Origin of the sequence: Chitinophaga cymbidii (assembly GCF_007992715.1) — a bacterium.
GTDB lineage: Bacteria > Bacteroidota > Bacteroidia > Chitinophagales > Chitinophagaceae > Chitinophaga > Chitinophaga cymbidii.
This window is the reverse complement of record NZ_BKAU01000005.1, coordinates 324810-344120: the sequence shown is the minus strand read 5'-3', so window position 1 is coordinate 344120 and position 19311 is coordinate 324810. Positions and strand designations below refer to the sequence as shown.

The 19311-nt window shown below is 46.2% G+C and carries 20 protein-coding genes and 1 pseudogene; all 21 read left to right on the top strand.

Annotation, left to right across the window (positions count from 1 at the left end; all coding sequences use genetic code 11):
* The 21 genes and pseudogenes from CCY01nite_RS20040 (at position 1) to CCY01nite_RS19940 (ending at position 19276) form a co-directional block, all read left to right on the top strand.
* Positions 1–369: a DUF4133 domain-containing protein gene (locus CCY01nite_RS20040; RefSeq protein WP_146865545.1), complete on the top strand. Its 369-nt coding sequence runs from the start codon at positions 1–3 to the stop codon at positions 367–369.
* Positions 323–2848: pseudogene (locus tag CCY01nite_RS27130) on the top strand (TraG family conjugative transposon ATPase). Before CCY01nite_RS20040 ends, CCY01nite_RS27130 begins: the two are co-directional and overlap by 47 nt.
* A 107-nt stretch (positions 2849–2955) precedes the next feature.
* Positions 2956–3591, top strand: a complete 636-nt coding sequence (locus tag CCY01nite_RS20030; protein ID WP_222614453.1) for a conjugal transfer protein TraI — start codon at positions 2956–2958, stop codon at positions 3589–3591.
* A 5-nt stretch (positions 3592–3596) separates the two neighbouring features.
* Entirely contained in the window at positions 3597–4418 is an 822-nt protein-coding gene (locus CCY01nite_RS20025; RefSeq protein ID WP_146865541.1) for a hypothetical protein, read from the top strand.
* Between the two features lie 18 nt (positions 4419–4436).
* Positions 4437–5069: a hypothetical protein gene (locus CCY01nite_RS20020; protein WP_146865539.1), complete on the top strand. Its 633-nt coding sequence runs from the start codon at positions 4437–4439 to the stop codon at positions 5067–5069.
* A 10-nt stretch (positions 5070–5079) separates the two neighbouring features.
* Positions 5080–5718 carry a TerB family tellurite resistance protein gene (locus CCY01nite_RS20015; RefSeq protein ID WP_146865537.1) on the top strand — a complete coding sequence of 213 codons (639 nt, stop codon included), beginning with the start codon at positions 5080–5082 and terminating at the stop codon, positions 5716–5718.
* A gap of 8 nt (positions 5719–5726) precedes the next feature.
* The gene (gene traJ, locus CCY01nite_RS20010; RefSeq protein WP_146865535.1) at positions 5727–6941 is read left to right on the top strand and encodes a conjugative transposon protein TraJ; all 1215 of its coding nucleotides are present in this window, start codon (positions 5727–5729) and stop codon (positions 6939–6941) included.
* A 13-nt stretch (positions 6942–6954) separates the two neighbouring features.
* A complete protein-coding gene (gene traK, locus CCY01nite_RS20005; protein WP_146865533.1) occupies positions 6955–7572 on the top strand; it encodes a conjugative transposon protein TraK in 618 nt (205 codons plus the stop codon).
* Between the two features lie 103 nt (positions 7573–7675).
* Positions 7676–7939, top strand: coding sequence for a hypothetical protein (locus CCY01nite_RS20000; protein WP_146865531.1), 264 nt, complete (start codon positions 7676–7678; stop codon positions 7937–7939).
* An 11-nt stretch (positions 7940–7950) separates the two neighbouring features.
* Entirely contained in the window at positions 7951–9120 is a 1170-nt protein-coding gene (gene traM, locus CCY01nite_RS19995) for a conjugative transposon protein TraM (protein WP_146865529.1), read from the top strand.
* Positions 9121–9148: 28 nt separating this feature from the next.
* Positions 9149–9985, top strand: coding sequence for a DUF4138 domain-containing protein (locus tag CCY01nite_RS19990; RefSeq protein ID WP_146865526.1), 837 nt, complete (start codon positions 9149–9151; stop codon positions 9983–9985).
* A gap of 7 nt (positions 9986–9992) precedes the next feature.
* Positions 9993–11072 carry a hypothetical protein gene (locus CCY01nite_RS19985; protein WP_146865524.1) on the top strand — a complete coding sequence of 360 codons (1080 nt, stop codon included), beginning with the start codon at positions 9993–9995 and terminating at the stop codon, positions 11070–11072.
* A gap of 420 nt (positions 11073–11492) precedes the next feature.
* On the top strand, positions 11493–11804 hold the full coding sequence (locus tag CCY01nite_RS19980; protein ID WP_146865522.1) for a hypothetical protein: 312 nt from the start codon (positions 11493–11495) through the stop codon (positions 11802–11804).
* A gap of 95 nt (positions 11805–11899) precedes the next feature.
* Complete coding sequence (locus CCY01nite_RS19975) at positions 11900–12898, top strand: ATP-binding protein (RefSeq protein WP_146865520.1); 999 nt, start codon at positions 11900–11902, stop codon at positions 12896–12898.
* Between the two features lie 11 nt (positions 12899–12909).
* On the top strand, positions 12910–14034 hold the full coding sequence (locus tag CCY01nite_RS19970; RefSeq protein WP_186831173.1) for a vWA domain-containing protein: 1125 nt from the start codon (positions 12910–12912) through the stop codon (positions 14032–14034).
* 41 nt (positions 14035–14075) lie between these two features.
* Positions 14076–14915, top strand: coding sequence for a hypothetical protein (locus CCY01nite_RS19965; protein ID WP_186831172.1), 840 nt, complete (start codon positions 14076–14078; stop codon positions 14913–14915).
* A gap of 30 nt (positions 14916–14945) precedes the next feature.
* Complete coding sequence (locus tag CCY01nite_RS19960; RefSeq protein ID WP_146865514.1) at positions 14946–15410, top strand: hypothetical protein; 465 nt, start codon at positions 14946–14948, stop codon at positions 15408–15410.
* Positions 15361–16011, top strand: a complete 651-nt coding sequence (locus CCY01nite_RS19955; RefSeq protein ID WP_186831171.1) for a hypothetical protein — start codon at positions 15361–15363, stop codon at positions 16009–16011. Before CCY01nite_RS19960 ends, CCY01nite_RS19955 begins: the two co-directional genes overlap by 50 nt.
* Positions 16012–16040: 29 nt before the next feature.
* Entirely contained in the window at positions 16041–17837 is a 1797-nt protein-coding gene (locus CCY01nite_RS19950) for a ParB/RepB/Spo0J family partition protein (protein ID WP_146865510.1), read from the top strand.
* A 171-nt stretch (positions 17838–18008) separates the two neighbouring features.
* On the top strand, positions 18009–18599 hold the full coding sequence (locus tag CCY01nite_RS19945; protein WP_146865498.1) for a hypothetical protein: 591 nt from the start codon (positions 18009–18011) through the stop codon (positions 18597–18599).
* 11 nt (positions 18600–18610) lie between these two features.
* Complete coding sequence (locus CCY01nite_RS19940) at positions 18611–19276, top strand: DNA ligase-like domain-containing protein (RefSeq protein ID WP_146865497.1); 666 nt, start codon at positions 18611–18613, stop codon at positions 19274–19276.
* The last annotated feature ends 35 nt before the right edge of the window (positions 19277–19311 follow it).

The following is a 19311-nucleotide window of genomic DNA, read 5'->3' as shown; positions in this document are numbered from 1 at the left end:
ATGGCTACCGTCTATCAGGTTAACAAGGGGATTAACCGTAGCATAGAAATAAAAGGCATCAAGGCGCAATACATCATCTACCTCGCTGTCGGTATGGTAATCTTGCTCCTTCTCTTTGCCATCCTCTACGTGATTGGAATAGGGATCTACTTCTGCGCAGGTATCATCATCCCTGCCGGCGTCGGACTTTACACGGGCGTGCAAAAATTCAGCAAGAAATATGGAGAACATGGATTGTTGAACCATTCAGCCCGCAAACAACTGCCCGGTCATATCACTACTCGTTCAAGGATCTGTTTTACCCAGTTAAGTGAAGAGAAACATGAAGAAGAAAGGAAAAAAACTGGAAGAAGTGCTTCCCATCTATAAAGTATCAGAAGATTGCCTGCTTTCCCGCCAGGGAGACATCACGCTGGCATTTGAACTATCCTTACCGGAATTGTTCACACTTTCCAATAGCGATTATGAGGCATTGCATCAGGCATGGGTAAAGGCTATCCGCCTGTTACCGCAACACTCCATCTTGCATAAACAGGACTGGTACCAACAAACTGCTTACCAGGCTGATTTTTCCCACCCGGATAAATCCTTCCTGTCCAAATGCAGTGAACGCTTTTTCAATGAACGTCCATACCTGGACCACAAATGCTACATCTATCTCACTAAATACCCAGGGAACCGCAAAGCAGCCAGTTCCCTGTCGTCCTCGCTTATTCGTTCCAGCCTGGCACCCAACCAGACCGTAGATAACCGGGAACTGAATGCCTTCCTCGACAAAGTGGGCCAGTTCGTCAAAATACTGGAAGATAGTTCATATATAATGGCCCGCCGGCTAACTACTGAAGAACTAACAGGTACATCTACCGATACTGGTCTACTGGAGAGGTACTGTTACCTGCTGCATGCCCAGGAACCACCCATCATAAGGGACATTTCATTTGAAGAGGAACTTCGGATAGGTGATCTGCACACGCAGCTTTTCACCCTGTCCGATGTAGAAGACCTTCCCGCGCTTTGCGGCCCCAGGATCAACTACGACAAATACAGCACGGAAAAAACGAAGTTCTCCGTTTCCTTCGCTGCACCACTCGGTCAATTGCTCAATTGTAATCATATATACAACCAGTATATCATTATTGACGATGCGCAGCTGACGCTGAAGAAAATGGAAAGTAAGCGCCTGCGTCTGCAATCCCTTTCCGCTTATTCACGGGAAAACAGCATCAGCCGCGAAGCCGTCAACCAATTCCTGAACGAAGCGATCTCCCAACAACGGTTACCCGTAAAAGGGCATTTCAACATACTGGCCTGGACAGACAATAAACATCAAAGCAAAGAGATCCGCAACAACATTTCCGCCTCCCTGGCCCAGATGGATGCCCGTGCCAAGCAGGAAACAGTGATCACACCCCAGCTCTTTTTCGCCGGTATTCCCGGGGGAGCCGCGTACCTGCCCCTGCACGAAACCTTCGACACTTTCGCGGAACAGGCCAGTTGCTTTTTCAACATGGAAACCTCGCATCGCAACTCCCTCAGCCCAATGGGTATCAGGCTGGGTGAACGCTTAACCGGTTTGCCGTTGCATGTAGACATATCGGATGAACCTATGCAAAAGGGTATCTGCACGAACAGGAACAAGTTCGTGTTGGGACCCAGTGGTGCTTACCGGGCCACTTTGTCATGAGGTGGCCCGGTAAGCACTCCAATTGGATCTGGGAAATCTTTTTTCACCAACCACATGATACGCTCATATTACGAGCATGGAGCGCATTGCGTGCTGGTGGACGTCGGACACTCATATAAGGGATTGTGTGACCTGGTGGGCGGATATTATTTCACGTACTCCGAACGCGACCCGATCAAGTTCAATCCTTTCTTCCTGGAAGATGATACGCTGGACACGGAGAAGAAAGAATCTATCAAAACACTGCTCTTAGCCTTATGGAAAAAAGACGATGAAACCTTTACCCGTTCGGAGTATGTGTCTTTGTCAAATGCATTGCAGGGCTATTTTGATCACCTCGCGACGCACAGCGAACTGTTTCCCTGCTTCAATACCTTTTACGAATACTGCAAGGAAATTTTCCTGCCGGCTCTGCGGAAAGAAGGCATCAAAGACAAAGATTTTGACATTGATAACTTCCTGTATGTATTGCGGCCCTACTATAAATCGGGTGAGTTTGATTATCTGCTCAACGCTACGGAAAATCTTGATTTGCTCCATCAGCCCTTCATTGTATTTGAACTGGACAATATCAAGGACCATGGAATTCTGCTGCCAACAATTACGATCATCGTTTCTCAGCTCTTCATCAATAAGATGCGAAAGCTCAAAGGCATTCGTAAAATCATCCTGATAGAAGAAGCATGGAAGGCCATCGCTCGTGCCGGCATGGCGGAATATATAAAGTATTTATTCAAAACCGTCCGCAAACACTTTGGAGAGGCGATAGTAGTAACCCAAGAGGTGGACGACATTATCAGCAGCCCCGTTATCAAAGATGCCATCATCAATAACAGCGACTGCAAAATTCTGCTCGATCAAACCAAGTACATCAACAAATTCGACCGTATCCAGGAACTGCTCGGGTTAACTGATAAGGAAAAGACCCTGATCATGTCCATGAACAAAGCCAACGACCCTACCAAAAAATACAAGGAAGTATTCATTGGCCTCGGCGGCGTGCTTTCCAAGGTTTATCGAACGGAAGTTAGCCTGGAAGAATACCTCACTTATACCACCGAAGAAAAAGAAAAGATGAAGGTGCAAGAATACGCCCGGCGGTATGGCAGCATACAAAAGGGTGTGGCCATGCTGGCAAGTGAGATTCGCGGTGCCGTAGCATAAACACACCTGTATATATATTTTCCTGTAAAGTTCTATCACATTCAAACCATTCAGAGATGAGAAGTGGAATAAAGTGCTTGTTAGTAATATCTCTCATTAGCGGATTAATGTTTACTAGTGTTCAACAAACAAAGGCCCAACTGGTCATTGTTGAAGCGATCAAAGCGGTAGCCAAAAAAGTGATCCGTGCCATTGACCTGGGTGTGCAAAAGCTACAGAACAGTACCATCGATCTGCAAAACGTGCAGAAACAGATAGAGAACACCTTATCAAAACTGAAACTAAACGAGATTTCAGAGTGGACAAACCGTCAAAAAGAACTATACCAAAAATATTTTGAAGAACTGCGGCGGGTGAAAGCCATTCTCAGCTACTACCGGCAGTTCTCCGACATCCTCAATATCTACAAGCAGCTTTTTGAGGAATACAAAAGGGCTTACGAACTGGTAACACAGGACAATAATTTCTCGCCACCAGAAAAAGAATACATCTACAGCGTGTACGGCGGCATCCTGGAAGCCAGTATTTCCAGCGTAGATGACATACTGACCATCATGCAATCCTTCACAATACAAATGTCCGATGCCGAACGCCTGGAACTGATCAGCCAGACCAGCAAAGCCATGGACGAGCACCTATCAGCCCTGCGGCAATTCAACGGGCGCAACCAACTGCTAAGCCTCCAGCGTGCAAAGTCGCAGGCTGAAATTGAAACGGTAAAAAAATTGTACGGTATTCAATAACAGGTATGAAAGAACTGGATTCCATTATTGAAGAACAGGTGCTGTTGCTGAAATGGAATGGCTATGATGAAAGCCGCCTTCACAACGGAGAAGCTGAGGGTAGTTACAAAGAACACTTGAAACTAGCCGTACAGCACCTGTTGGACAGTAATTCCACCTTGCTGGATAAAGAACCTTTCCAGGTGCATTTATTCGGCTGCTTTAACCAGCAGAAAGACAAAGTGCTCTTCACTTTCACCTACGAATACGATGGATTATTATCACAAATTTCTCTAAAGGAAATAGAAGCAAGGATGGATGATGTGCCGCTTACCATACCGGTTGAATTAGGAAGTGATGTATGGACCTCCCAGGAATTATATCAGCGCGTTAAACTGCTGAGCGAAGGTATCACAGGCTCCCTGCATCATCAAAAGACTGAACAGTTACACCAACTCATTCAACTGGAAATAAATAGACTGAGAGATTGTTCTTATACCGCCTCGCACTTGCAAGCACATCTGGCAGCAGCCATCAACAAAGCAGAAGCTACGCCGGGTAAGCAGCATAACTTTATCATCAACGGGAAACTAAAGTCCTATTCACAGCAGGACGCTATGTACTACCGGCTGCATTATAACTACCAGCCATCCACCACCGCCCTGCAGTTGAAATCTATCCATGCCAGGATTGGAGGTATATCCCGGACCTTCCTTGGTACAACTGCATTCCCGATCCCTCCGGCACCGGACATCCACCAATACCTCATCAACATAAAAAATATCCACGCAGCACAAAAGATCATCGATCCCCCGGCCATCCAACCTGCAAATGTAAAGCGGCTTTAACCATAAACTGAAAATGTGATGAAAAGGATATTGTGCATATGCTGCCTGCTGGCGGCGCTGATTCCCTGCCGCGCCCAGGGCATATTCAGCCAGAAAAAGACCCAGACAAAATACCTGCTGCAACAAATAGCCAAACTACAGATCTACCTCGGCTATGCAAAGCAAGGCTATAAAATAGTGAACAAAGGGCTCTCCACTATCTCCCAGATAAAGAACGGGGATTTCGACCTCCATAAAGCCTTCTTTACTGGCCTGGAAACAGTAAGCCCAAGTATAAAGGGCTATTCCAATACAATAGCCACCCTCGCCTGCATCCCGGTCATCCAGCAGCAGGACCGCAGTATAAAGAAACTGCTTTCCACCAATAACACATTCATATCCGAAGAAAAAGAGTTGATCCGCCGCCAGCTCCAAAACATGCAGCAACAACTGCTGGATGATATGACCCTGCTAAGCGATGTGCTCACCGACCATACCCTGCAAATGAGCGATGCACAACGGCTGGAAAGAATTGATAAAATATACCTGTCCGTTTCTCAAAAAAAACAGTGGATCACTACCCGTAACACCCAATGCCAGCTTCTCTCACAGCAGCGAATGAAAAGCAGGAACGAACATCGCGCACTGGAAACACTCTATTCACTACAATAAAACACAGGCGATGAAAAAACTATGTATTACGTTATGCCTGGTGTTTCCATTGATGGCGTTGGCAATTTGTCCCGCTAAAGCCCAGGCATTTGAGATACAACAACTCATCCTCAACATTCAGAAGCTGAACCAGCTTAAATCCATTTTACAGGAAATGTATAAAGGGTACCAGATCGTATCCACCGGCTACAATACGATCAAAAATCTTTCAGAGGGCAACTTCTCACTTCACCAGGTATTTCTCGACGGACTGCTGGAAGTTAGCCCCACCGTAAAGAAATACAAAAAAGTAGCGGACATCGTAACCCTGCAACTGGAGATCGTCCGGCAATACAAAAGCGCTCTTTCCGGGTTCAGGGCGGGCCAGGTGTTTTCCGGCAGCGAATTGGAATATATCGAAAACGTATACACCGGACTAGTCGATCGATCATTAAAAAACCTCGAAGGATTACTACTAGTAATTACTGCCAACCAGCTGCGCATGAATGATGCCGAGCGGCTCAATGCCATTGACCGGATTTATGATGAAATGAAGGACAAACAGGATTTCATGCGACACTTTTCCCAGAAAGCCACCCTGCTGGGCGCCCAACGGAAAAAAGAGATCACTGAATACCAAAAACTTGAACAGCTCATAAACCCAAACTGAACGTGTGTATGAAAAAGATATGGAGATTTTTGGGAGCAATATTTTTTATCGCCGGTATCCCTGCTACCGGCCAGTGCCAGGTGCTGAACGGGGAACTGAAAAAGTTCCAGACAGTACTGGATAACCTGTACAAAGAAATGATCCCCCTTGCAGATGACATCCTGGTGGTAGCACAGGCAATCGGGGCATTTGGCGCATTATGGTATATAGGCGTGCGGGTATGGAAGCACCTCGCGGCAGCGGAGCCGATCGACTTCTTTCCTTTATTCAGACCTTTCGTAATTACGCTCGTGATCAGTCTCTATCCGTATATTCTGGGCATTATGAACGGCGTGCTTTCGCCCACGGTCATCGCTACGGAAGAAATGGTCAAAAATTCCAACGATCCGATTGCAGTTTTGCTGGAAAGCCGTGAGAAGGCCATCACCAACAGCGAAGAATGGCAGGACCTTGTAGGGGGACTGCATGGCGGGCAGGAAGACTGGCAGAAATATGAGCAACAAGATGAAACCGGGAGTGATGAAGATGGCCTTACCCTGGGTAAAGCCCTTTCTTTCTCTCTTTCCATTGTCACCCACTCGTTGAACATCATTATTAAGCTCTTCGTTTCCTTCGTGCTACAACTGCTCTACTTCGCCGCAGCGCTTTGCATAGACGCCATGCGCACGTTCATTCTCCTATTGCTTTCCATACTGGGCCCGTTTGTCCTCTGCCTGTCCATATATGACGGGTTCCAGCACATACTGCCCATCTGGATTGCCCGGTATATCAACATTTATCTATGGCTGCCCATCGCAAATTTGCTAGGCGCCATGATAGGAAAAATCCAGGAAGGCATGCTCCGGATGGATCTATCCGACATGCAGAATGGCAGTTTGCCCAGCTTCGGACAGACCGACCTGGCATACCTGGTATTCCTGGTAGTTGGTATCGTAGGATATTTCAGTATCCCCAGCATTGCCAATTACATCGTACATGCCGCTGGCGCCAACACACTTGTTTCAAAAACAAATTCCGTAGTCCTCACCACTGCCAGTATAGCCGCTGGTGGTGCTGGTGGTGGTAGTGGCGGCTCTGCCGCCGCAGCCTCCGGGGCAGGTAGTATGAGCAGCTCCACGCCTGGCAGTGATTACTATTCCTCATCCATGGCCGATGCCAGCAGTGCTGAACCATACCAGAAAGAAGGCGGATACAATTACAACAAACTTTCCGGTAACGCTTGAAATAGGAAACATCATGTTTGAACAATTCAAAAATATTGATTCAGCATTTAAGCTGTCCCGCGTCGTAGCGATTGTCGCAATCGCGGGAAGCATCCTGCTGTGTACCTACACTATATACGCCACCCGGCAGCTTATCCGGGAAAAGGACAGCAAAGTACTCGTTATTGCCAACGGAAAAATATTCGAAGCCTTTGCAGATGAACGGGGCAAATATTGGGGTATAGAAATCCGGGATCATGTAAAAACTTTTCATTTCTACTTCTTCACGCTACAACCGGATGAGATCATCATAAAGCGGCATATCAACAAAGCACTTTACCTGGCGGACAATACGGCTGCCAGTGAATACAACAATCTTCGGGAAAGCGGTTACTACTCCTCATTGATCGCTGCCAGCATAAGCCAGGAAATAGAATCCGAAAATATTGAGATCGACCTCAATACAACCCCATGGAAATTCAGGTACACCGGTAAACTCCGGATCATCCGCACTACCAACATCGTCACCCGCTCACTGGTAACGGAAGGGATCATCAGGATCACCCAGCCAAGCGACAATAACCCTCATGGCATGCTGATCGAACGTTGGCGGGTCATTGAGAACAAAGACATCGGTACATCAAACAGGTAATATGTTTCGGTTATTTTCAAAAAAGAAACCAGTACTTCCGCTCCAGCAGCCAACAAGGCTTTCGGTGCTGGCTGGTAAGCTGCAACAAAGCTTTACGATGTTTATGCAACGGCAGGACGTGAAATACAGCATCTCTCAAAAGAAGTTGTTCCTGTTACTATTCTGTGTTGCAATAGCCGCCATCCACATAGTCCGACTTTTCGGAATTGGCACCACCAACACCACCTCCGAACGGATCCCCGAACGCTCTTCCATCACTACGCCCAACACCATCGTCATCCCTGACAGCCTGGACATAACATTGATCAGGCAATACCAGCAAATGAAAAAAAGGCAGGATAGCCTTATGCGGAAAGAAAAACCATAAATCAAATAAATATGAAAGTTGATCTGAAAAAGCATCGCAAGATGCTGGTGCTGTTGCCATTATTTGTGTTATCGGTCATTATCATCATCAACCTCGGCGGTAAGTATATATCCCGAAGCACATTGAAAAATTCTACGGACACTTTAAGCCGGCTGAACACCAAATTACCGGAGCCGAACATCAAGGAAAAGGAACGTAGTAAACTGGAAGTTTACATGCAAATGCAAAAGGATTCGCTGGAAAAAGAGAACCAGCAAAGAAAGGAATCCAATAATAGTTTCTTTCAGGCTGATCCTGCCCAGGAACCTATGGATGAATACCTGCCAGTGAAGCGGAAACGGAATCACCGGCCAAGCCTGGCGCAACAAGAAACCAGGGTAAACGAGCAACTGGAAAAAATTATGCAGGAACTCAACCACGTTGCAGAGGAAGAAAACCCCGGCCATCACAGGGAACCTTCCATAAACCCACAGGAAACCTCCCCCGATATCGCCCGCCTGGAAAAACTAATGGACGCCCTCCAAACGGATACCGTGGAAGACCCGGAATTGAAGCAGTTGGACGCCATGCTGGATAAAATTCTTCGCATCCAGCAACCTCCATCCGCCGCCAGACAGGCATACAAGGATACCAGCCAGCGTATTATACCGGTTAACCGGCATCCTGAACAAATTCCGCGACCCGCTACCGTATTCCACGGGCTGGAACAACGGGCAACAACGGTAACAAAGCAGAAATCTGCCATCAAAGCGGTGGTACATGCCGACCAGGTTGTACAGGATGGCTCCACTATCAAACTACGGTTAACGGAAAATATTTACGTGGGCGGGCAACCAATACCCGCAAATAGCTTCGTTTTCGGCACCTGTAGCATTTCTGATGAAAGGCTTATTGTGCAGTTGGACCGGATCGTACACAATAACATCATCATACCGGTTCAGCTCGAAGTTTTCGATACCGATGGCATCACCGGCATTTCCATCCCCGGCGCTATTACCCGTGATGCCGCCAAGAAGGGGCTGGATAACACGCTGCAAACCCTTTCGATGACCAGCCTCGATCCATCTATATCCGCCCAAGCCACCAGCGCCGGCATACAAAGCCTCAAAACGCTTCTCAGCCGAAAGATAAAACAGGTAAAAGTCACTGTAAAAGCCGGTCACCAGGTTTTCCTGCAATAGCTCATTGTTAACTGAAAATCAAAATATCATGAAATATTTACTTTTTTGCCTCCTGAGCATCGTTATTTTCAGCTTGCATGCCGCGGCCCAGACGATGCAGCCACGTACCCGGCTATATAGCTTACTGCCTTATGACATCCAGGTAACAGACAAAGCCACCACTGTAATATCTTTTCCATTCACCGTGTTAAACGCAGATTGCGGGAGCGAGAACCTGCGCGCAGAAAAAGTACCGGAAAAAGTAAATGTCATTAAGTTGAAAGCCGCGGTTCCACTTACCGATACCACCAGTCTCCATGTCTTTACCGGGGATGGAAGTATCTACGCATTCAAAGTATCATGGCGTCCGACACTTTCCACCCTTACATATGACCTGAGAGAAGCGGCACTGCAAACAGGCACTTTTGCCGGCAACCTCGAAGTTGCCCCTCTCAACGAACGGGAACTGAAAACCGGTCTGGAGAAAATACGGACCGGAAGAAAATTCCTGCATGCATCCAACCGTAAATTCAAACTCAAATTGTCCCTGCAAGGGATTTATGCCCATAACAATACGCTCTTCTTGAAATTTCGCGTAGTCAACCGCTCCCGGCTTTCTTACCAGGCGGGGTGGGCCAGCCTTTACATCCAAGATATAAAGGTTGCCCGCCGGTCCTCTGTGCAGCAAATCCCCATCCAACCGGTATATCTGGATGCACTACCTACCCTAGAAGGGAAATCCAGCCAGAAATGGATCGTTGCCATCGCTAAAGCCACCATACCGGATAAGAAAAAGCTGACCTTAGAGTTACAGGAACAAAACGGAGGCAGGCACGTTACCCTTACCATCCGAAACAAAGACCTTTTTAAAGCAAGATCATTATAATCACTGTATGATACCAGGCCCGGAGAACCGCCTTATGGATGCCATTTTGCTATATGCAGAACAGGAAGTGCATTACAGGATCAATAACCCTGTAGGTAGCCGGAATGACAGGCAGGCTTCCGAACTGAAAAAGCAGTACTATACAGATCTCCAAAAACATTTTTCACGCAAACTCAACAAGCCTGAGAAAGCGACAAGACGCTTTCTGAAAAATGAGCTCAGGAAATTGCTCGTTCAAACCAACCCCAACCTTATCAACATCCTTTTAAATGGTAGGATAAGCCGCTGGCTGCGCAACTTTATCACCGGGAACCGCCGGACCGTCAACCTACACCAAAACGCTATCAGGCATCTGCAAAACCAGATCGGGCAGGAACGAAACCTCGCACACCTTACCCATGCTATCAAACAGGCTGGCTTCAGACAGGATATATCGACCGTACTGAAAAAAATGATTGCCCAGGGATTAAATTCCTTTCATATCCGCTATCACGACATCCGGCATCCCGATACAGATTACGTGCTGCATTTTAATAAAATCCAGGGTACCGACAGTTACCAGTTTGAAAGATTTGATGTTGCTGCCAGGCCGAAAAGCACCACAGCATTACACCCTCAACCGGTTTCATGGCAAAGTTTTTCCCAGGCGGCTGAAATCCAGTTCTCTGCCAGTGAAGCTGCTCATCTTGTTAATGGCAGGCACATTTGCAGGAACGGGAATGAATGGCTGATGCTCGATAGAACGGATACATTACACCCAATAAAAACACAAACCTTCAACCTAGAGAATGCCTTGAAAAAGTTACCTATGAAAGAAATGAACAAAACCGAATACAGCAACCTGGTCAAAACGCTGAAAGCCGGTGGGTCAAAAGAAGTCACATTGAATATTAACGGAACCGAAGAAAAATACCGCATACAGCCCGCTCCGGGCCTCCAAGCTATTCATGTATTTGATATCAACAATAACCGCCAGGTGGACATGAAAAAAATAACGAGTAAGCAATATGAAAAGGTGGCCAAGATTGTGGAACGGTCCAGAGATGTAGTGGAAATGGAATTTGGAAAGAAAAATAAGATGAGGTAAACAGCCACTTCTACAGGTCGCATCATCCCTAATATCACTCCCTGAAAATCACGTAGTCCTACCTGCCGATTACAAAAAAATTATTTTTTACGCCCTTGGGCAAAAAAGAATAGGCGAAGGTAGCGGCTGCCCGAAATTTCCTAACACTAACACAATGAAAATTGGGCGCATGACCGATGCGCCCAATTTTCGCTCCTTCACCAGCAAAAAAAAGTGGCGTACATGAACGATGTGCGCCACTTTTTTTTGCTGGCCACAAGGCCATCTTTAGTGTTAGGAAATGTTCGGGCGGACGCCGCTGATTTTTATGCCATTCTTTTTTGCCCAAGGACATAAAAAATTGGGGGCGGATATGGAACGACTACTCCCTGCAATAGAACCATCCAGGCAATCATTTCCTCACTTCAAAAACACAATTACATGCAACAATCGCTCACGAACGAAAACTTCATTACCGTTATTCCACACCTGGCCTTTCCCAATCTCAAACATCCGGTGTGTTTAGAGATCAAAAAACTGCGCTACTGGAATGAAGGTCAGTGCGAACACTCTGTTACAGAAGAAACCATCGAACTGTTCCTGCGCAATGCTCAACTGTATAATGTAAGTATCTATCCTGAACAACCGGAACTGGGATGCTATGCAATGGATGGAGAGATCCAGCCAGAAAAAGGCGAAAGGCAGGTACACGAAATATTCTACAAAGGGCACCTCATATACCGTCACAGTTAGCACTCTCTGTCTACCGTAAGCCCCTTTGCAACTACACTCTTCTAATGTACAGAACACTACGCTCATACTTTTTACAACCTTTAAAACTTCTCATTATGACACCATCTGCATTAGCGGACTACCTGCAATTTGCTATCTGCAACAATTTCCCAGTTCTGATAAAAGGCAAACCAGGCATCGGTAAGTCTGATATCGTATCGCAAGCCGCGGCAGCCGCCCAAACAGACCTGATCATTTCCCATCCTGTAGTAAGTGATCCAACCGACTACAAGGGATTGCCCTTTCCCAACAAAAACGGCACCGCAGATTTTTTACCATTTGGAGAACTCCGCCAGCTGATAAACGCCAGCCGGCAAACTGTATTTTTCCTTGATGATTTAGGCCAAGCGCCACCCAGCGTACAGGCTGCCTGTATGCAACTTTTACTGGCCCGCCGGATCAATGGCCATCAGGTGAGTGACCAGGTAACATTCCTTGCAGCCACCAACCGCCGGGAAGATAAAGCTGCCGTTGGCGGGTTGCTGGAGCCGGTAAAATCACGATTTGCCGCTATTGTGGAACTGGAAGTTAATACTGATGATTGGATCAAATGGGCCCTTCAAAACGATATGCCCACGGAACTTATCGCATTTATTCGGTTCCGCCCCGAACTATTGGACGACTTCCAACCCTCCAGGGATATTGTCAATTCTCCCTCTCCACGTACCATCACAGCTATCGGCAGACAACAGCAAGCGGCCTTGCCGGAACGATTTGAATTTGAAGCGTTCAAAGGTGCTGCCGGGGAAGCATTTGCCGCAGAATACCGCGGGTTCCTTAAAATGTACCGGGAATTACCATCTATGGATGAGATCATCCTCAACCCGGCTTCGGCTCCAGTTCCGCGTGAGCCCGGTGCGATATATGCCATTGCCGCAGCGCTTTCCCACAAAATGACAGATCAGAACATCGGGGCGATCTGTACCTACCTCGACCGGTTGCCCCTAGAAAACGCCGTGGCGAGTATGAAAGATGCCGCCACCACGAACCGGCTTATCTGCAACAACCGGGCATACATCCAATGGGCTTCCGATCACTCCGATGCACTCACCTAAAACCTGATATCATGAAAGCCGCAGATAAAATACTGAAAGCCAAAGTACAGCTCATCCTTGAACAGCCCTTCTTTGCAACCCTCGCCCTGCTTCTTCAATACGAACCTGACCCTAACATCAAAACCGCGTCTACCAATGGCGAAACACTGACTTACAACCCGGGTTATGTAGACGAGCTGACCATCGACGAGACAAAAGGACTGATCGCCCACGAGGTTTTTCATATGGCCATGCTACATCATACCCGCAGAGATAACCGGGACGTAAAAGCCTGGAACCGCGCAACCGACTATGCCATCAATCCAATGCTGGCGGCCTCCGGGTTCGCATTACCCGCTGGTTATTTATCCGACGACCGCTACCTGAACAAAAGCGCTGAGCAGATCTATCAGCTCTTACCAGCCTCGGATGAAAAATCAGATACGGGGGACCACGCATCCAACACCGGCAACAAAAATGAAAATGGAATTGGAGAAGTAGCTGATGCCCCGCCGGGTAAGGACACCACGGAAATAGAAGCCAACATGAAGCAAACGCTTGCCCAGGCAGCCCTTATAGCAAAAAGGCAGGGCAAACTACCTGCTCACCTAGAAAGGCTGGTTACAGAGATGCTACAGCCTCGTATCAACTGGCAGGAAGTGCTCGCAAGGTTTATTGCAGAATTATCCAGGAATGACTATACCTGGAGCAAACCAGCACCTCGCTACCTGCACATGGATTTATACTTACCAGCTCTTGAATCAACGGAAACCGGAAAGATCATCTTAATAGCAGATACTTCTGCAAGCGTGGATGAAGTATTAATAAACCAGTTCGCAGCAGAGGTACAGGCCATTGCCCATACATTCAATATTCCTTTACAGATTATATATGTAGACGCTGCTGTTCAGGACATACAAAACATAGATACCGATGAACCGGTACAGCTTAAACCCAGCGGCGGCGGTGGTACAGACTTCCGGCCAGGCTTCCTCTACATTGAACAACATGACCTGCAGCCCAAAGCGGTTGTTTACCTGACAGATGGCGATTGTAGCCGCTTCCCTTCACCACCTGACTACCAAGTGCTATGGGCCCAGTTTGGTGATGACGTGGACTTTCAGCCGCCATTTGGAGAAACCATACAGATTATCTAACCCTCCGCACTAACAATTTGTAACCAATAAAAAATACCAACGTGAAAAATCTATCAGAAAGGGCACTGCTGGTGAATCTTACTATCAGCCAGTGGGGCGCCCGCAAGTACGACAAAAGTGTTTCCCGCGAAATAGAAAAGGAACACAACGCGCACAATGCAGGCAGGTATAACAAAATACTCATTGCAGAAAATGAACTAAGTGAAATTCAGAAAATCGCCAGCGGCGCGAGAAGTTTCCTATATGATAACACACTACCCTGGGGCGATAACGGCGACCGGCTTCTGCCTTCTACCAATTACTTTGAGTTCGTGAACCAGTTCCGGGCCTTCAAATCCAGCTTCGAAGTAGCTGCCAGTAATTTCATCAGCCAATACCCAGTTCTAAAAGAAGACGCCCGCCGGCGGCTCAATGGCATGTTCCGGGAAACAGATTATCCTGCTGCTGCTGTCATAAGATCAAAATTCAACATTGAAATTACTTTCCTGCCCATCCCGGACAGCACCGACTTCCGCTTACAAATAAATGAAGAAGAAGTCTCACATCTGCGTACGCAAATTGAAACAGAGATCAATTCTCGCATTACACATGCCACAAAAAACATCTGGACAAGAATTAAAGATGCTGTTGGACATATGGTGGAAAAGCTATCCGTTAAAGATGCCGTATTCCGGGATACATTGGTAACGAACATCCAGGAACTGGTAGATATACTGCCGCGGCTCAACTTCACTAACGACAAAGATATCACAGCCGTGATAGACAGCATGAAAACGCTGCTGATTCATCCTGACGCACTTCGCAAAAACGCCACCATCCGCAATCAAAAAGCTGAAGAAGCAAAAGCGATCCTCGATAAGATTAATGATTTCTTCGATTAACCCAATTCACCACTCCTAACAATTATCGTCATGTATTTCGAAGCAAGAGTTCACCTGATACGGAACATAACCAGCCGTAAAGAAGCGGCCATTCTTATAAAAGAGCAAAAAAGCCACTGGTATGAAGCCCTGGCTTGGCAAGGGAATACACATGTCTTTCTTTGTGTCGCAGATGGCCACATCGATAATATGTTTCTTGAAATAGCGGTACTACGGCAGGAGCCGGACGGATCTTTTTGGCAGGTAGAAAGCATTACCGCCGGATGGATAGAAACGGCGGAGGAACTGGAACACTACTTTATGGAAGCAGAACAAGCCAATCCCTTCAAAAAGGTACAACTGATAGTAGAAGTGCCCAAAGACCATGAGTTTGTCCGGTTTATCTGCGGGTGCTGTGGAAATATCTTTCAGGGTAACGTTAAAAAACAACTTGCATTCAACCAGGATGCAGGATACGGCTTTTGTGACCGATGCGCAGCAACTTCCTTTAGTTAACCACTTTATTTCATCGTCACAACATTATCCAATGCCGACAACTCCCAAACGGATTTCCCAACAAGCCCTTTTCAAAATAGAGGAACATCCCCAAAAGCCTGAACAAACGCCCCTCAAAAAGGGTGATGGCATCTTTGATATCATGGATGCCCTTACCGCTCCGATTCTAACATTCAGTCAGCTATGGGCGGATGTAATACCTAAAAGGCTGCTGAAACAAGTTCCCATGGCTAGAATGATCGCTCTGATGAAAGGGCAACAATCAGCCACCGACGTAGAATGCGTGATCTATCTCTATACAAGGACACATGAAGCACCGATGGATAGAGACTGGGTGGATATCTACACGCATCTAAGCTGCCGGACACTGGAAGACTATTTTAATGAAGATCATTGGAACGAAATAAACGCTCCACGGGAACTTACGGAATGGCTACAGCGCGAACTTAACGGACTGCGGGAATTTATTTACAGAAAACGCCGGGAATTGCTTAGACAAAGGCTAAAGGTGAAAAAAAACGAAAGAGAAACGGAAGATATACCGGATAAACCACATGCACCTGTATCTCCGACCACGCATCAAGCTTCATTTGATTTTTAAATATTTCTTAACCACTAAATACAACAAAAATGGAAGCAACAATGAAACCGGCTGCCAACAGTGCTGTGCTGGTACCTATCGAAAAGGTCTCATCCGATCCTAATCAACCGAGAAGGACGTTTGATGAAATTAAAGAAATGGCGGAATCCATCAAAACAAGTGATTTCCTGCAACCGATCATGGTAAAACCGTTTGAAAACGGCTTCAGAATCATCTTCGGGGAAAGACGATACAGAGCGGCGCTGCTACTTGAACTCAAAGAAATACCCGCTATTATCAAAAATGCGGATATTTCCGAAGAAGAGATAAAGGTAATTCAGCTCATCGAAAACATTCAGCGGCAGGATGTACACCCGATGCAACAAGCCGTCAGTTTCCGATTTCTCATTGATGAACAGAAAATGAAAGTGGATGACATTGCCCATTTCATTGGTAAATCGCCATATTATGTCCGCCAACAACTAAAGCTCAACGACCTCGCTGAACAATGGCAAGCGCTCTTCCTGAAGAATGGAATCCCTATTAGTACAGCGCTGCTCATCTGTTCATTACCACCAGAGGCACAGAAGGAACTATACAAAAATCAGGTGGATAAAGATGAAGCCCGGAAAACGCATCCGCAGATCTTCCTTAACACTCATGCGATCAATAGATATAAAGGAGATCTCTCTCTGGCGGCTTTCGACCTAAAAGATGCAGAGCTGGACAAAAAGGCTGGTCCGTGCTTGGGCTGTCCATTTAATTCTGCTTCCGCCTCGCTTTTCCCGGAAGATCAAAAATACCCGCACTGCAATCATATCGTTTGTTTCAAAAATAAGACGTCACTCTATCTGGATAGGGAAACAGAAAAGGTGCTCAACGATGCCACCGCTATACTGGTTTACGACGCCTACAGCGTGCCGGAAGTAGTATCCCGCCTGAAAGAAAATGGAATAGAACTGTTGAAATTGGGATATGGCGACGATTGCCGGAAAATAACGCCGCCGAAAAAGCCGGAGTGGAAAACGTTCCAGGACGGTATGAAAGGCGAAAAAAATTCAACGGTAAAACAAATGTTCAAAAAAGCAGAAACGGATTACGAAGAAGCAGTAAAAGCTTTCGAAGACAATATCACTTTAGGGAAGTATAAAAAGGCTTTGGTACTATACTCCCATAATGATAGAGATACCGGCAGGTATATTTTTGTTGAACTGACACCCAAAATGCCGAAGGCATCCAAGGCTACCAAAAAAACGATTGAGCAGGGCAATCCTACCGTGGAGGATGTCGAAAGTCGCATAAAAGATATCCAGCGGCTGGAGATAAGAGCCAAAGAGCTCGATCAGGAGAAAATTCATAAAAAGATAGTAACGCAAGTGAAAGAAGATAAATCGCTACAGGCAGTTCCATTGAGAGCCGGTAAATCAGACAATATACTTACATTATTCATATTGTTTGAAAGCCTGAGCTACGAAGGGCAACGGGAGGTCAGGAAAGCATTTCGAAAAACGGGCCTGGAAGAAAGTGCCGGCCCCGAGAAGTTTAGTCAGGCACTACAGTCTTTAACGAAACAGCAGACCGCCTATCTTATTCGGAAAATAATGATTCATAAATACAGTTTTAACCTCCCCCATACCAAAGGAGGCTATATGTTCCGTTTGATGGCCGAAAGCTTAGGCACGATCCCCATCACTGATTTTGAGAAGGAACAAATAGAAATTGCGAAAAAAAGGCAGATGCGCAGAAGCCAGGAAACGGCAATACTTAAAGAAATGAAAGCAAGTCTGGTTAAAACATCCAAAAGTCAGCAGAAAAAAAGCAGTCCTGCCACGAAAATTGCTTCCTGATCCCATCTTATTCTTTTCTCGAACCTTTCTACCCGCTACTTCCCCGGCGCTTCCTCCTACCAGTACAATACCTACCAGATGCAATGTACTTCTTCTCAACGAAGGAGATGGGACTTTGCACCGTATAACACAGGTAGCGGGTAGCTTTTTTCAAATTATAAAAACATTGTTATGCAAAAAAGTAAAACCACCGTAAAGGAAAATATCTTCATGTCCGCAAAAAAAGCGGCGCCTGCTAAAGAAGCTAAAAGCAAGGTTATATCGCTGACTATTTCCCCTGAACTGGAACAGCATGTTAAAGCCTATGTGGAAGCCAAATCTCAGTGTAAAAACTGGGAGGCAAAACTAAGTATTGAAGAAGGATTTATTAAGGAGAAGGCGCGGGATCTCTATTTAAAAGAATACCGGAAACAAGGCAGAAATATCGGTTCCTTCAAACTGGCTGATGTGACGGTAAGCGTACAGGATCGCTATACCAAAATGACGGATGATGTTGCGGCCATTGTTGCTAAGAATTTCCCGGACGTCATTGAAAGAAATACAGAATACGCATTCAACCAGGAAATTCTCCGAAAATACATTGAAGAGATCTCCGATGCCCTGCAAAGTGCAGAAGGTATACCGGAAGACGACCTGGCTGCGTTGATCGAAGCAAAAGATACAGTCAATGTAAAAAAGGGAACGATAGACACACTGGCACAATACGGCGATCAAATAAACGACCTCTTTTACGCCATTGCACCAATAGTTTCTATGCGCTAAAAAAGAATACCATGAGTATATTCTCAAATTATTCAGAGTTTAAGTACATCTACCCACCGAGGCCGGAAGCGGCCATTACTCCGGCATTACTAAGTGGATTGGGCGCGGGGTGGATCGCTCAACCGAAATATAATGGGAGCTGCGCCGTCTTATTCATCAATGGTAATCATGAATACAAACTCTTTAACAGGAAAAACGAAGAGCTCTCACTACAAAATCCCATCCAGTACACATCACTTAATGATAGTGAAAAGTATATGGTACTATGTGGCGAATACCTCAATAAGAACAAGTATGGCGAAGATGGCAGACCTTTCAATCATAAGTTTATCATCTGGGATATTCTTGTCTGGAAAGGGCATTACCTGATAGGGGAAACATTTGAAAAACGCCTGACCCTTTTATACGAGCTGTTTGGGGGCAGTAGAGGGTTCGTGTCTGAAAGCGACATGGTCATTTTTAATCACCTTCTTACCACGCGAGTAGAAAACGTATTCATGGCGCCGGCATACCTTGATGGATTTGGGGAACTTTATCAAGAAATAACCAGAACCGATCTTTATGAAGGGCTCGTATTAAAAAAAGCTGATGCCAGATTAGAGCCGGGGTTCCGGGAAAGGAATAACCACTCCTGGCAAATTAAGGCTCGGAAGCCCACCCTGAATTATAACTTCTGACAGCCATATCTACACCCATATCCCACAGTCTTCAC